Source organism: Flavobacterium glycines (assembly GCF_900100165.1).
GTDB lineage: Bacteria > Bacteroidota > Bacteroidia > Flavobacteriales > Flavobacteriaceae > Flavobacterium > Flavobacterium glycines.
Genome location: NZ_FNEO01000003.1, coordinates 65,960 through 80,337, shown reverse-complemented (window position 1 = coordinate 80,337; position 14,378 = coordinate 65,960). Strand labels below are relative to the sequence as shown.

The 14,378-nt window shown below is 34.1% G+C and carries 12 protein-coding genes; 8 read left to right on the top strand and 4 right to left on the bottom strand.

Features of this window, described 5'->3' with window-relative positions:
• Positions 1–62: 62 nt before the first annotated feature.
• Positions 63–1,508: a sialate O-acetylesterase gene (locus BLR17_RS10155; RefSeq protein WP_066323763.1), complete on the top strand. Its 1,446-nt coding sequence runs from the start codon at positions 63–65 to the stop codon at positions 1,506–1,508.
• Between the two features lie 24 nt (positions 1,509–1,532).
• Entirely contained in the window at positions 1,533–2,840 is a 1,308-nt protein-coding gene (locus BLR17_RS10150; protein WP_066323766.1) for a rhamnogalacturonan acetylesterase, read from the top strand.
• 109 nt (positions 2,841–2,949) lie between these two features.
• Here the strand turns inward: BLR17_RS10150 and BLR17_RS10145 are convergent, their stop codons facing one another.
• Positions 2,950–3,819 (bottom strand): AraC family transcriptional regulator, encoded by an 870-nt coding sequence (locus BLR17_RS10145; RefSeq protein ID WP_066323963.1) that lies wholly within the window; start codon positions 3,817–3,819, stop codon positions 2,950–2,952.
• A 114-nt stretch (positions 3,820–3,933) separates the two neighbouring features.
• Here BLR17_RS10145 and BLR17_RS10140 point away from each other — a divergent pair, with 114 nt between their 5' ends.
• The 4 genes from BLR17_RS10140 (at position 3,934) to BLR17_RS10125 (ending at position 8,093) form a co-directional block, all read left to right on the top strand.
• A complete protein-coding gene (locus BLR17_RS10140; protein WP_066323768.1) occupies positions 3,934–4,749 on the top strand; it encodes an SDR family oxidoreductase in 816 nt (271 codons plus the stop codon).
• An 11-nt stretch (positions 4,750–4,760) separates the two neighbouring features.
• Entirely contained in the window at positions 4,761–5,969 is a 1,209-nt protein-coding gene (uxuA, locus tag BLR17_RS10135) for a mannonate dehydratase (protein ID WP_066323771.1), read from the top strand.
• Between the two features lie 271 nt (positions 5,970–6,240).
• Positions 6,241–6,543: a hypothetical protein gene (locus BLR17_RS10130; RefSeq protein ID WP_066323774.1), complete on the top strand. Its 303-nt coding sequence runs from the start codon at positions 6,241–6,243 to the stop codon at positions 6,541–6,543.
• Between the two features lie 59 nt (positions 6,544–6,602).
• The gene (locus BLR17_RS10125) at positions 6,603–8,093 is read left to right on the top strand and encodes a sialate O-acetylesterase (RefSeq protein WP_066323777.1); all 1,491 of its coding nucleotides are present in this window, start codon (positions 6,603–6,605) and stop codon (positions 8,091–8,093) included.
• A gap of 72 nt (positions 8,094–8,165) precedes the next feature.
• On the opposite strand, the gene BLR17_RS10120 is transcribed toward BLR17_RS10125, so the two are convergent.
• The gene (locus BLR17_RS10120) at positions 8,166–8,435 is read right to left on the bottom strand and encodes a hypothetical protein (RefSeq protein ID WP_066323778.1); all 270 of its coding nucleotides are present in this window, start codon (positions 8,433–8,435) and stop codon (positions 8,166–8,168) included.
• 221 nt (positions 8,436–8,656) lie between these two features.
• The gene (mnmE, locus tag BLR17_RS10115; protein ID WP_066323781.1) at positions 8,657–10,069 is read right to left on the bottom strand and encodes a tRNA uridine-5-carboxymethylaminomethyl(34) synthesis GTPase MnmE; all 1,413 of its coding nucleotides are present in this window, start codon (positions 10,067–10,069) and stop codon (positions 8,657–8,659) included.
• A gap of 146 nt (positions 10,070–10,215) precedes the next feature.
• On the opposite strand from mnmE, the gene BLR17_RS10110 reads away from it, so the two are divergent.
• Positions 10,216–11,049: a universal stress protein gene (locus BLR17_RS10110; RefSeq protein WP_066323783.1), complete on the top strand. Its 834-nt coding sequence runs from the start codon at positions 10,216–10,218 to the stop codon at positions 11,047–11,049.
• Positions 11,050–11,119: 70 nt separating this feature from the next.
• The gene (locus BLR17_RS10105; protein ID WP_066323785.1) at positions 11,120–12,892 is read left to right on the top strand and encodes a MutS-related protein; all 1,773 of its coding nucleotides are present in this window, start codon (positions 11,120–11,122) and stop codon (positions 12,890–12,892) included.
• A gap of 330 nt (positions 12,893–13,222) precedes the next feature.
• On the opposite strand, the gene dnaN is transcribed toward BLR17_RS10105, so the two are convergent.
• Positions 13,223–14,341 carry a DNA polymerase III subunit beta gene (gene dnaN / locus BLR17_RS10100; RefSeq protein WP_066323786.1) on the bottom strand — a complete coding sequence of 373 codons (1,119 nt, stop codon included), beginning with the start codon at positions 14,339–14,341 and terminating at the stop codon, positions 13,223–13,225.
• Positions 14,342–14,378: the final 37 nt, after the last annotated feature.

Sequence of the window (14,378 nt, the reverse complement as noted above, 5' to 3'; positions counted from 1 at the left end):
AAAAAAATATAAATCACATAATTTTAAAAAAATAAAATTAACAACAACCAAATAAATATAAAATGAAAACCAAACTTAAATTCATCTTTAGCTTATTGTTATTAGGAAGTATTTGCAATTTACACGCGATTGAACTGCCGAAAGTGATTAGTGACAATATGGTATTGCAGCGTGGTAAGAAAGTAGTTATCTGGGGTAATGCTGAGCCCAATGAAAGTATTTCGGTGAGTTTTAAAAAACAAAATAAGAAAACAAAGGCTAATGCCGAAGGCAAATGGTCGCTTTCTTTGGATTCTATGGAAGCGTCTTCGACTCCGGCTGTTATGGAAATTATGGGAGCTAAAAATAAAATTACGCTTCAAAATATATTGGTAGGAGAAGTTTGGCTGGCATCGGGTCAGTCCAATATGGAGTATTCGATGAACAATCATCCCAAATATGCCAAACCTCAAAAAGGAAACCCAAACTATTTGAAGGACGCATTTCGCGCTAAGCAGGATCCGCGTTTGAGATTGTTGTATGTAAATAAAGATTTGAAATCCAAAACCCTGCCTTCGGATGGCTGGCATATTGCTGACAGCACCGGATTGGTTCCAACATCGGCAGCGGCTTATTTTTTTGCTAAAAGATTAATGAAGGAATTGAATGTTCCTGTGGGAATTATCACTTCGGCCTGGGGAGGGACTCCTATCGAAAATTGGACTCCAATGCAGGCTTATGCTTCTAATTCGTTATTCGCTAATAAAATTACAAATGAAAAATTGGATAATCAGCAAGTAGGAATGCGTTTTGAAGCGATGATTCGCCCTATGGCTCCTTACACATTGGGCGGCTTTCTTTGGTATCAGGGCGAAACCAATTTGATTAATGGAGATATAGCGATTTATACTGATAAGCAAAAAGCACTCATAGACAGTTGGAGAGCAGCCTGGCTGGATAACAAACTACCGTTTTACTTTGTGCAATTGGCTCCGTATAATTATTCTCACCGCGAGAAAGACCCGATAAAACATACTTCGGAAACTTTGCCACAATTTTGGGAAGCACAAACTCAGGTTATGAAACGCGTTCCCAACACAGGTATGGTAGTGACAACCGACTTAGTTGATAATCTTGCTGATATTCATCCATCTTACAAATGGATTGTAGGCGAACGCTTGGCCGGCTGGGCATTGGCAACGCAATATGGAAAGAAAAACGTGGTGTATAGCGGACCTGTTTTTAAAAAAATGACTATTGATGGTGATAAAGCCATTTTGGAGTTTGATTCTGTTGGTTCGGGATTGAAAACAACTGCTAATGACGGTTTGTTGTCCTGGTTCCAAATAGGTTCAGGAGATGGTTCTTTTGAAAATGCAAAAGCAGTGATTGTTGGTAATAAAGTAATTGTTAGCAGTGAAAAAATAAAAAAACCGGTCGAAGTCCGATTTGCTTGGAATGAAGCTGCTATGCCTAATCTTTTTAATAACGAAGGTTTGCCTGCCTTGCCTTTTAGAACCAAAAAATAAAAAAATATAATTATAAATTTTACCATGAAACACTTAAAAAAAAGTTTTTTATCGCTGCTGGCTATTAGCTTGTTTTTCAGTGCAAATGCTCAAAAAAAGCAAGCTGCATTAGAATTTAATTTTGGAGAGCAAGCTAAAAGCAATTCAGGAACAGTAATTAATAAAGTAATTGAATATAGTGATGCTTTGGGTTATGGATTCGATTTTCAATCGGATAAAAACCTAACCTTTGATAAGAAATCAATTTCAGCCAGTAGTCCGTTTTATTTTTCGATAAAATTGCCTGAAGGGAATTACAGTGTTGAGGTTGTTTTAGGAGGAGATACAAAAGCAGTAACTACAGTAAATGCGGAATCCAGACGATTGATGTTACGCGAAATAAAAACAGCTGAAAAAGAAATAAAAACGGAGCGTTTTATTGTAAATGTAAGAACAGGAGAATTTGATGGAAATAAAAAAATAGGTTTAAAACCTAGCGAAATCAGCGGCTTGAATTGGGATAATAAATTGACTTTGGAGTTTTTAGGAACGCCTAATATCCAAAGTATTAAAATTACAGCAGTTTCAAAAATTAGAACACTTTTTATAGCAGGAGATTCCACTGTTACCGATCAGGGGAACGAGCCTTGGGGCTCTTGGGGACAGTACTTTCCAAATTATTTAACTACAGATGTGTCAGTGGCTAATTATGCCTGTTCCGGTTTGGCATTGAGTTCTTTTAAATCAGGCAATCGATTGGAGAAAATTCTATACTTGATGCAACCAGGCGATTATCTTTTTATTGAATTTGGTCACAATGATGAAAAAGCCAAAGGTGAAGGAAAAGGTGCCTGGGGACAATATACCACTTTGTTGAAAGAATTTGTAAGCAGAACAAGAGAAAAAGGAGGAATTCCGGTATTGATAACGCCTACCCAAAGACGCCACTTTAATGCTGACGGAACTTTAGAACCAACACATGGTGAATTTCCGGACGCGATGCGTAAGGTAGCTGCTGAAATGAAAGTACCTTTGATAGATATTACCGACATGACGACGTCTATGTATGAAAGCTGGGATGACGAACTTTCTAAAAAAGCATTCGTATTTTATCCTGCCAATACTTTCCCAAATCAGGAAAAAGCCTTAGCTGATAATACCCATTTTTGTAGTTTCGGTGCTAATGAAGTAGCGAAATGTGTGGTGCAGGGAATCAGAGATTTAAAGTTAGATATTGCTAAAAATATAAAAACCACAGTGCCTAAATATGATCCTAAAAAGCCATCTCAGCCAAGTGAATGGACTGTGCCGGCTAGTGTTAGAATTGAAACAACTAAACCGGATGGGAATTAAAATTTGAGAAATAGTATAAGAAAGAGTCTTCAGATAGAAGGCTCTTTTTTTATAATTATTTCTGTCAGTCTGAGCCTGTCGAAGACTTTTTTTAGACAGAAAAGAATATTTAATTCTTTAACATTGTTTTTCGGTATTGAGACGGAACATATCCCAGGCTTTTTTTGAATGTTTTATTGAAATGAGAAATGGATTCAAAGCCACATTGACTACTTATGTCTGAAATACTGATATCTTCCATAATCAATAATTTGCAGGCATAACCAATGCGCATATCCAATATATAGTTTTTAAAAGATTTACCTGTTTTGCTTTTAAAATAACGACAAAAAGCAGCTGCATTCATCGCGGCAAAAGAGGCGATTTCTTCAAGACTGATATGGCGGGTGTAGTTTTTATTCAAATAGGATATTATTTTGTCGATTCTTGCTGTATCATAAATGGTTTCATTGATAAAATCCGACGTGGAAATAATTTGTCTGTTGTCGGTTTCCGACATTTCTTTCAGCAATTCCAAAAAAAGCATCAGTTGGTTCAAACCGTTTTCCAGAGGCAGTCTGGCTAATAAATCCTTTAATTTTGGCGACCTGGCTGAAGAAAAGTAAATCCCTCTGACAGAATCCTGCAATAATTTTTTGATTTTGATAAAATGCGGATAATGATTGATCGCATAATACATAAAATCTTTTTCAAATTGAATGATGGTACCCTTCACTCTTAAATCGGTATTTCCGGAATGGTATTCATCATCACTTTTCATAAAATGCGGTAAATTAGAACCAATCAACAATATATCGCCGGCATCAAATTGAGCAATGTTGTTACCTAGAAATCGGGTTCCCGTACCTTCCTGAATGTAAATAATCTCGTATTCGGAATGAAAATGTAAGGGATAAGAAAAATAGGCATAATCAAAAAAACGTGCTTTTAAAGGAGAAGATTCCGAAATAGGAAGCCGTTCGTTCATAATTGTTCTCATAGGCAACATTTTTTAACTTGCAAAAATAGTGTCATTGTATGCAAATTTAGGAAATAAAATTGGCTTTGCTTCTCTTTAAATTTGTATCTCTATTAATCTAAAAATAAATAAGATATGAATGATACATTTAGTATTAAAGGAAAAGTGGCAATTGTTACCGGTGGTGGTGGAGTACTTGGAGGAAGCATTGCAAAACACTTAATTAGTGCAGGATGTAAGGTGGTTGTACTGGATATCAGAGAAGAAAATGTAAATGATCGTGTGGAGGAATTAAAACAAATGGGCGGTGAAGCCATAGGTTTTGTATCCAATGTTTTGGATGTTGAAGAAATGAAAGAAACACGCAAAAAAATCCTGGATAGCTGGAGAACAATTGATATCCTGATCAATGCAGCAGGAGGAAATATGCCCGGTGCAACATTAACTGAGGAACAAACTGTTTTTGATATGAAAATTAGTGACTTTGAAAAAGTAACCGATTTGAATTTGAATGGAAGTGTTTATCCTTGTATTGTTTTTGGAGAAGTTATGGCAAATCAAGGGAAAGGAAGTATAATTAATGTATCTTCGATGTCAACATTGTCTGCAATAACAAGAGTACCGGGATATTCTGTAGCTAAGAGTGGGATTGATATTTTTACTAAATGGCTTGCTATGGAGTTGGGGACTAAATTTGGAGAAAAAGTAAGAGTAAATGCAATTTCTCCCGGATTTTTTGTTGGAGATCAAAACAGAAAAGTGTTGATCAATGAAGATGGTTCTTACACAGAAAGAAGTAAAAAAGTATTAGCAAGAACCCCAATGAAACGTTTTGGAGATATCAATGAATTGAATGGAATTGTTCAATTTTTATGTTCGGATGCGGCAAGTTTTATAACTGGTACGATTATTCCGGTTGATGGAGGATTTAGTTCTTTTAGCGGAGTTTAAAAAATAATAAAATGGAATTAAAAAAGACATTAAGATGGTTTGGAGCAAAGGATCCAATTAGTCTGGAGCAAATTAAACAAACAGGAGCAACCGGTATAGTTACGGCATTACACCATATTCCGAATGGCGAAATTTGGTCGGTAGAAGAGATTTTGAAGACTAAAAATAATATTGAATCGCATGGTCTTACATGGGATGTGGTTGAAAGTTTGCCGGTTCATGAAGATATCAAGAAAGGAAAAGCAAGCCGCGACAGAATTATTGCCAATTATAAGGAAAGCGTCAAAAACTTAGGAAAATGTGGAGTTACAACTATTTGCTATAATTTCATGCCGGTATTGGATTGGGCCAGAACCAATTTGAATTATACACTTGAGAACGGTACGGTAGCGATGTATTTTGGAGCCGATTTGTTTGCTGCATTTGATCTATTTATTTTAGAAAGACCCAATGCTTCTAAGGATTATTCTGAAGACCAAATTAAAAAAGCAGAGGATCTTTATCAGACTTTAACCAAAGAAGATGCTCGTGCACTTGCTTATAATATTATTGTTGCTACTCAGTCTTTTATTGACGGAGCTGTGGGAGAAGATGAAAAAGAGCCTATCAAAATATTTTTAAAATTATTGGCTGAATATGACGGGATTGACAAACATAAATTAAGAGAAAACTTTGCTTTTTTCTTAAACGAAGTCATTCCTGTTGCTGAAGAATCCGGAGTTAGTTTAGCCGTACATCCAGATGATCCTCCTTTCCCGTTATTAGGATTACCACGTATTATGAGTTCAGCAGATGATTTCGAATGGTTATCTACTGTTTGTCCGTCTTTACATAACGGTATTACTTTTTGTACCGGTTCATTAGGAGCGAGAAAAGACAATAATTTGGCTGAAATTTTCAAAAAATATGCCGCGCGTGTGCATTTTCTTCATTTAAGAAGTACCAAAATTTTAGACAACGGAGATTTTTATGAAACAGAGCATTTAGATCCAACAGTGGATTTGCCGGGAGTAATGAAAGCCATTGTCGAAGAACAAATCAGAAGAAAGTCTGTAGGAAGAACCGATTATAATTTGCCTATCCGTCCGGATCACGGACATAAAATGTTAGACGATTTTAACAGAAGCGGAAATCCCGGATATCCATTAATTGGAAGGTTAAAAGGTCTGGCTGAATTGGCAGGACTTGAAATGGGAATTCGTTATTCAATTCAAAATTAAAGAAAAAAAGAATTCTGTATTATTATAAAAACGAAAGAGTCTTCATATAGGAGGCTCTTTCGTTTTTATAATAACAATTTTATCATTTTTTTGACTTTTATGGAAATAAGTAGCTAAAATTAAAATTTTAAAATATTGTTTTTAAGGTGATTGTGTGTTGATGTCCTATTTTGATAAAGATTGGCAAAGTGTGATAATGAAAGATTTGTTAGTGAAATTAATTTTGGGGATTAATTATGAATGTTTTGAATAACCTTAAAATTAACCAAAAATGAAAAAATTATTTATTGTAGCCTTATTGGCTCTAGGATTAAACGGATTTGCTCAGGAAGTATCAGCTTGGTCAACAAAAAAAGTAGAGAAAATGACAACTGAATTGTCTTTAACTGCTGAGCAACAAAAATTAATGTTGCCTTTATTTGAAGAACAAAAAAAATTATATGATGATATCAAGGCTAATCCAGATACGAAGGATGCTAACAGAGCAAAAATCAGAGAGATTGGAAAACAAATTAATGCAATTTTAACTCCTGATCAAGTAGCCCGTCAAAAAGAGTTGAAGGCTAATAAATAAATTGATTTGATAGTTTAATTCCCGTTAGTCAATAACGGGAATTTTATATTGTTAAGACGATGAAAATAAAATTAAAAATCATATTCGAGTTAATAAGTTGTTTATTTTTAAGCATCGGTTTTAATGCTTATGCACAAAATAAAACAGCCAGGACACTGGATTTGTATTTGCTTATCGGACAGTCTAATATGGCGGGTAGAGGAACTGTTGATGCACAAAGTCAGGAAACATCAGAAGCTATTTTAATGCTTGATAAAAATAATAATTGGGTAGTAGCCAAAGATCCGGTTCATTTTGACAGGGCTTCAGCAGGAGTTGGACCCGCTATCAGTTTTGCCAAAAGCATGCTTGAGGGAAAGAAAAATTCTCAAATAGGTTTGATACCTTGTGCCTGGGGAGGTTCTCCAATAAAAGTATGGTCGCCCGGGGCTAAATATTTTGATAATTTCCCTTATGATGAAGCCGTTGCACGTGCTAAAGTTGCCATGCAAAGCGGAGTCTTGAAAGGGATTTTATGGCATCAGGGGGAATCGGATAATGATGCTAAAAGAGCAGCAGTTTATTTGTCAAAACTCAAAGCTTTGGTGGATAATTTAAGAAAAGATCTAAATGCGCCAAATTTGCCTTTTATTGCGGGAGAAATAGGGTATTTTAACAAAGTAAATTACATTAATCCAATTATTAGTCAATTGCCTAATGAAGTAGCTAATGCAGCAGTAGTAACTGCACAGGATTTGACTGATGGCGGGGATCATTTGCATTTTAATACTGCTTCGGCTCGTGAATTAGGTAAAAGATATGCAGCTGCGATGAAAAAGCTGGAAGGGAAAACCCCAGAGGAAAGCAATAAGTCTAAAGCGGAGAAGCCTAAAAAAGTTTCTTTAAAAAAAACGGCTAAAGCTAAAGTAGTATTGACTTTTGATGATGCTGAAATTTCGCATTACAATAATGTAGCACCATTGTTGCAAAAGTACGGTTTTAAAGCAACTTTTTTTGTTTGTGATTTTCCTGTAAAAAATGCCGGAGAAGAAAAGGAATTTATGAATTGGAATCAAATTCGTGAATTACATAAAAAGGGTTTTGAAATTGGAAATCATAGCGGACATCATAAAAATCTAACGAAACTGAGTCCTGATAAAATAAAAGAGGAAGTAAAGTATATTGATGATAAATGCAAAGAGTATGGAATTCCAAAACCAATTTCTTTTGCTTATCCCGGAAATCGGTATGACACTATTTCACAACGCATATTAAAAGAATTGGGGTATCAATTTGCAAGAACCGGAGGAGCTAAATATTATAAAGCTGATAAGGATTCAGAATTTGCTATTCCAAGTTTTACTGTTATATCTTCTGATAAATACGAAAATCGAACATTAGAAGCTTTACAAAATATAAAAGAAGAGGATATTTTAGTATTAACTTTCCATGGTATTCCTGATATCTTACATCCGGATTATACTACTTCCATTGATTTTTTAAAAAATATTCTGGAATATTTAAAAGATAAAAAATACGAAGTAGTTGCGATGAAAGATTTAGAAAAATAGAATTAGATTTTATAGTAAATAAAACATATTTATATTACTGTTCTTAGCATTAAACATTGAATAAACGAAAATTTAGGTTTGCGGTATGTTATTGTTTTGCTTTATTTTTTTTAAGATAATTACTTTCACCGATAAAAATTCCTTGTCTTTTATCGGTTCTTTTATCTTGTTTATTTTTAAAAAAGTCTCATCATTTGTTTTTTGCACCTTAATTTGTCTTTGCCTTATTTTAAAGGCTTTGCTGGCGCATGTCTGAGAACAAAATTTTGTTTTCGTTGTTCTTTCTGTAAATGGTTTATTACAATTTTCACAAATTTTCGTTATAAAAATGTTTGAACTCATTTAAATAGAATTAAGAGGAATTATGATGAAATAAGATGAATTAAGGGACATAATTTATCCAGTTTCTAACAAATATAGAAATTATATTAATTTGAGGTACAAATTAGGTACAAATCATACCAAAAAATAACAAAATATAACTTACTATAATTTTTTATAAAAATAAAAAACCCTTTAAAATAAAGGGTTTACAGTGTTCTGTTATGTGGTGTTTTTGTGACTTATTTCCCGATACAGAAGTTAGCAAAGATATTCCCAAGTAATTCGTCATTGGTGACTTGTCCGGTAATCATACCAAACTGGTACAGAGCTTCTTTGATATCCAATGCCATCAGGTCGCTGGATAGATTGGTTTCCAGTCCGTATTTTACTTTTTGAATTTCTTCTAAAGCTTTAAGTAGCGAATCGTAATGTCTTGTATTAGTAACGATTGTTTCGTTATTGCGTAATGCTCCGGTGTTGACAAACGATAGCAATTGGTTTTTCAGTTCTTCAATACCACTATTTTGTTTGGCAGAGATGAAAATGGTGGTAAGTTGATCGTTGTCAGAAGTAAGTTTTTTGTTGATTTCTGCTAAATTTTCTTCGGAAATTAAATCTTTTTTGTTGATGATAAAAACGATAGGTTTTAAAGGAAATTGATTTTTTATTTTTCCAATATCCACCAATAAATCATCTAATTTTTGGTTTTCTGACAACTGACAACCATCAACTAAATACAAAACCACCTGTGCCTGTTCTATTTTTTCAAAAGTTTTCTTGATTCCGATGCTTTCCACATAATCCTGAGTCTCACGAATTCCGGCAGTATCGATAAAACGGAATCCGATTCCGCCAATGACTAATTCATCTTCGATAGTGTCTCGTGTTGTTCCGGCAATGTCTGAAACGATGGCGCGTTCTTCATTCAGTAAAGCGTTCAGTAAAGTCGATTTTCCAACATTGGGTTCACCCACAATGGCTACAGGAATTCCGTTTTTAATTACGTTTCCAACAGCAAAGGAATCAACTAAGCGTTTTAAGACTAATTCGATTCGGTTAATCAATTCGTTAAATTGAGTACGGTCGGCAAACTCTACATCTTCTTCGGCAAAGTCTAATTCTAATTCGATTAAAGAAGCAAAATTCAATAATTCTTCACGCAGTTTGGCAATTTCGTTAGAGAAACCACCGCGCATTTGCTGCATCGCAATTTGGTGACTGGCTTCGTTGTCTGAAGCAATCAAATCGGCTACGGCTTCGGCCTGAGATAAGTCGAGTTTTCCGTTCAAAAAGGCACGCAGGGTAAATTCGCCTGCTTCAGCCATGCGACAGCCTTTTCTAAGCAACAGCTGAATAATTTGCTGCTGGATATAAGTAGAACCGTGGCAGGAAATTTCTATTGTATTCTCTCCGGTGTATGAATTAGGACCTTTAAAAACAGATACCAGAACTTCGTCCAGTGTTTTTGTACCGTCAACAATTTGCCCTAAATGCAGGGTATGTGATTTTTGCTGGGTTAAATCTTTGTTTTTTACCGATTTAAAAACCGAATTCCCAATGCTAATGGCATCGGCTCCCGAAATACGAATAATGGCAATGGCTCCTGCTCCGGATGCTGTTGCCAGAGCTACTATAGAATCGTTGTTTAGCATTTTTTTCTGAATTGGCCGCAAAGGTACTAAATCTAAAGAAGTATAGCTTAACCTTGAAATATAAAAGTATAATTTATTGGGAATTAATACGTTAAAATCGTATCTTTATTCTGTTTGTTGATGTCTAATTTTATATCTGATTTAAAATGAAACGCATATTATTTCCTACCGATTTTTCTGAAACTGCTACCAATGCTTTTGTCCATGCTTTAGAATTTGCAAATCGAATAGATGGAGAACTCATATTATTGCATGCTTTTGATTTGCCTGTTTTTGACAGTCAGTATTTTCCGGAAAATTATATGTTGATTTATGAATCAGTAGAATTGACACAATTTGAGGTTTTTAAAGATGAATTACCTAAACTTCATGCCATTGCTCAGCAACGCAATTTGGAAAATATTAAAATGACACATCGGTTAATGGATGGAAATTTATTGTATACCATTGAAAGAGCGATAGAAGAGGATCAAATTGATTACATTGTTATGGGAACAGAAGGGGAAAAGAGCTGGACCGAATTATTTTTAGGAACCAATACTACTACTGTTATTTCGGATGTTCGTATTCCTGTTTTGAGTGTTCCTTTGGAAGCCAAATACAAATCGATAAAAAATATTGGTTTTACAACCCGATTTCGACCTAAAGACAAGGCGGCATTGAAAGATGTTGTTGAAATTGCTAAAAAAATGAAAGCAAAAATCAAATGTCTTTATGTTAAAACGGATACTTCAGATGTCTCTAAAGAAACCATTAAAAAATGGGAAGAAGAATTTGCCGGAGAGCCGGTAGAATTTACTGTCGTTTTTAGCGAAGAAGTTAAAGAAAGTATTCTTGATTTTATTTTGTTTAAAGATGTGGACATTTTAGCAATGTTGACTTATAAACGCAATTTTTTTGAAAATCTATTTCATCACAGTCTGACTAAGGATTGTGCGGCGCATTGGGATCTTCCTATTTTAGTTATTCCTATTCAATAATTTACTTTTTAGCGTTTTTTTACACTTTATAAATTAGGCTCCTATATATTTGTAATTCATTTAATAAATTATGGATATATATAAGTCTAAGGTTAGTTTTTACACAGATGAATTGAGTAGAATTAACAGTAAGTACAATTTAATTAGTTTGTTAAGACTGATTAGTGTTGCGCTGTTTTTTACTTTCTTGTATTATTATTTTCAAAATACAGGAGTTTTGTGTTTGTTATTGGCCGTTTTGTTTTTTGCTGCCTTCATTTTTTTAATGCGAATTCATTCTAAACTTCAGTTTAAGAAAAAAATAAATCAGGCACTTTTAGACATCAATAAGAATGAAATTGATTTTTTAGAAAGGAAAGCGATTCCTTTTGAAAACGGAGCTGAATTTATTGATTTCCATCATTCATATGCTTATGATTTAGATATTTTTGGAAATAATTCGTTGTTTCAGTATCTGAATCGAACGGCGACTTATATTGGGAAAAAGATTTTAGCGGATGGTTTATTACACAAATCTTTAAATGAGGAAATTCAGAAAAACCAGGAAGCCATTAAAGAGTTAACTCAAAAAATAGCATTTCGACAGGAGTTTCTGGCTTTGGCCAAAGTAACCGAGGATAAGGAATCCAGTTATCAGTCTTTATTAGATTGGAGTCGTTTTAATAGAGAATCTTTGCCTAATTGGACTCTGGTTTTCGCTTATGTGAGTCCCGTTTTATTTTTGATGACTTCGGTGATTTATGGATTTACGTCTAATATGATTATTCTTAAAAGTTTGAGTTATCTGTTTCTGATTAATTTGATGGTTTTGGGTAGGTTTATCAAACGTATTCAGTTAGAAATAGCCAATTCGGATAATATTGATAAAATAATTGGCAAGTACGGACTTTTGCTTGAAAAAATAGAAAATACCATTTTTGCTTCCGCAAAATTAAAAGTCCTGCAACAACGTTTGCAATTGAAAAAAGAGCCTGCAAGTGTACATTTAAAACAACTTTCGGAATTGTTTTCCCGAAATGATACTATTGCTAATTTGGTCACCGCAGTGGTATTCAACGGAACATTTTTATTTAATTTTCATGTTTTAAAAGCCTTATTAGCTTGGAAAAAAGAACATGCCGCCGATTTAGAAGATTGGCTGGATGTTATTGGCGAATTCGAAAAACTGAATAGTCTGGCTAATTTCTCCTATAATAATCCTGATTTTGTTTTCCCAAGCATTAATTCCGAATATAAAATTGGTTTTACTAATTTGGGTCATCCGTTGTTGAATCCGAAAACAAGGGTAGGGAATGATACTTATTTTTATCCCCAATCGTTTATGATTTTGACCGGTTCCAATATGTCGGGCAAAAGTACTTTTTTACGCAGTTTAGGAATTAATATGGTTTTGACGGGAACCGGTTCGGTGGTTTGTGCTGCTCAGGCCGATGTTCATCCGTTGCCGGTTTTGGTTTCCATGCGATTGTCGGATTCTTTATCAGATAGCGAATCCTATTTCTTTGCCGAAATCAAGCGTTTAAAACAAATTATGGATGGTTTGGCTATAGAGCCGGCTTTTGTTTTATTGGATGAAATTTTAAGAGGAACCAATTCAGATGATAAACGCAATGGAACCATTGAGGTGCTAAAAAAAGTGATTGCTAAAAAAGCTTTAGGAGCTATTGCTACTCACGATATCGAAGTTTGTTTAACTACTAATGAATTTCCGGAGATTTTGACTAACAATTGCTTTGAGGTCGAAATCAAGGAGAATGATTTGCATTTTGATTATAAACTTCGAAAAGGAATTTGCCAAAATAAGAGTGCAACCTTTTTAATGAAAAAAATGGAAATTATTTAATCAAAAATAATCGGTAAAAATCAGTGATTAATTATTTTTCACCATATAAGTTACATATAATCTTTTTGCAAAGTTCACAAAGGATTTAAAACCCTTTTAGTCTATCTGACCTGTGGTTGTTTTTTTAAACTTATATAGCTTATATGACTTAAATGGTTAAAAAAGTTTAAAACGAAAAAAAACCGCTTTTCAAGGAGGAATCGCGGTTTTTTAAATATAAAAAATGGTTGGTTAATAACAATTTTTGTTTTGCAATTATAAGTATTATATTTTAATATCAAAAATAAATACTGCAAATTTTATTGATTTCGTTTTTTTAGCAAAAATATTTTAGCTATTTAACATTACAGGCATAACAAGCATGGTTACTGTTTCGCCTTCTTCTAATCCATCAACAGGTGTTAAGATCCCTGCACGGTTAGGTAAGGACATTTCCAGCATAATCATATCTGATTGAAGATTGGTTAACATTTCAGTCAGGAAACGGGAATTGTAACCTATTTGCATATCGTCACCCTGATAATCACAAGTCAGTCTTTCTTCGGCTTTGTTAGAGTAATCAATATCTTCGGCTGAAACATTCAATTCAGCTCCTGCGATTTTCAAACGAATTTGATGCGTTGTTTTGTTTGAGAAGATAGCCACACGACGTACAGAACTCAAAAACTGAGAACGGTCAATCATTAATTTATTTGGATTTTCTTTTGGAATTACAGCTTCGTAATTTGGATATTTTCCATCAATTAAACGACACATTAAAACATAGTTGTCAAAAGAAAAAGTAGCATTCGAATCGTTGTATTCAATTTTTACTTCAGCGTCAGAAGTAGCAAGAATATTTTTTAAGATAGTCAACGGTTTCTTTGGCATAATAAAATCAGCAACATGAGATGCGGTAACATCTGTACGGGCATATTTTACTAATTTGTGAGCATCAGTAGCCACAAAAGTCAAACCTTGTGGAGAAAACTGGAAGAATACTCCGGACATTACCGGACGTAAATCGTCGTTTCCGGCAGCAAAAATGGTTTTACTTACTGCAGTTGCTAAAACATCGGCAGGAACTAAAGTTACAGATGGTTCGTCTAAGTTTACTGCTTTAGGAAATTCTTCTCCAGGAGCATAAGCTAAAGCGTATTTTCCTGAATTAGAGCTGATTTCTATAGTGCTGTTTTCTTCAACTGTAAATGTTAAAGGTTGTTCCGGGAATGTTTTTAAGATTTCCAAAAGTAATTTAGCAGGAACAGCTACGCTTCCTTTACTTGTAGAATCGATAGACAAAGTTGCTGACATGGTAGTTTCTAAATCAGAGGCAGAAACTGTTAATTCGTTATTGTCTAATTCAAATAAGAAGTTATCCAGAATAGGCAGGGTATTGCTACTGTTGATAACGCTTCCTAAAACTTGTAATTGCTTTAATAAGTACGAACTCGATACTATAAATTTCATCTGGTATATTTTATTTTTTTGGGTATCTTTTTTTGGA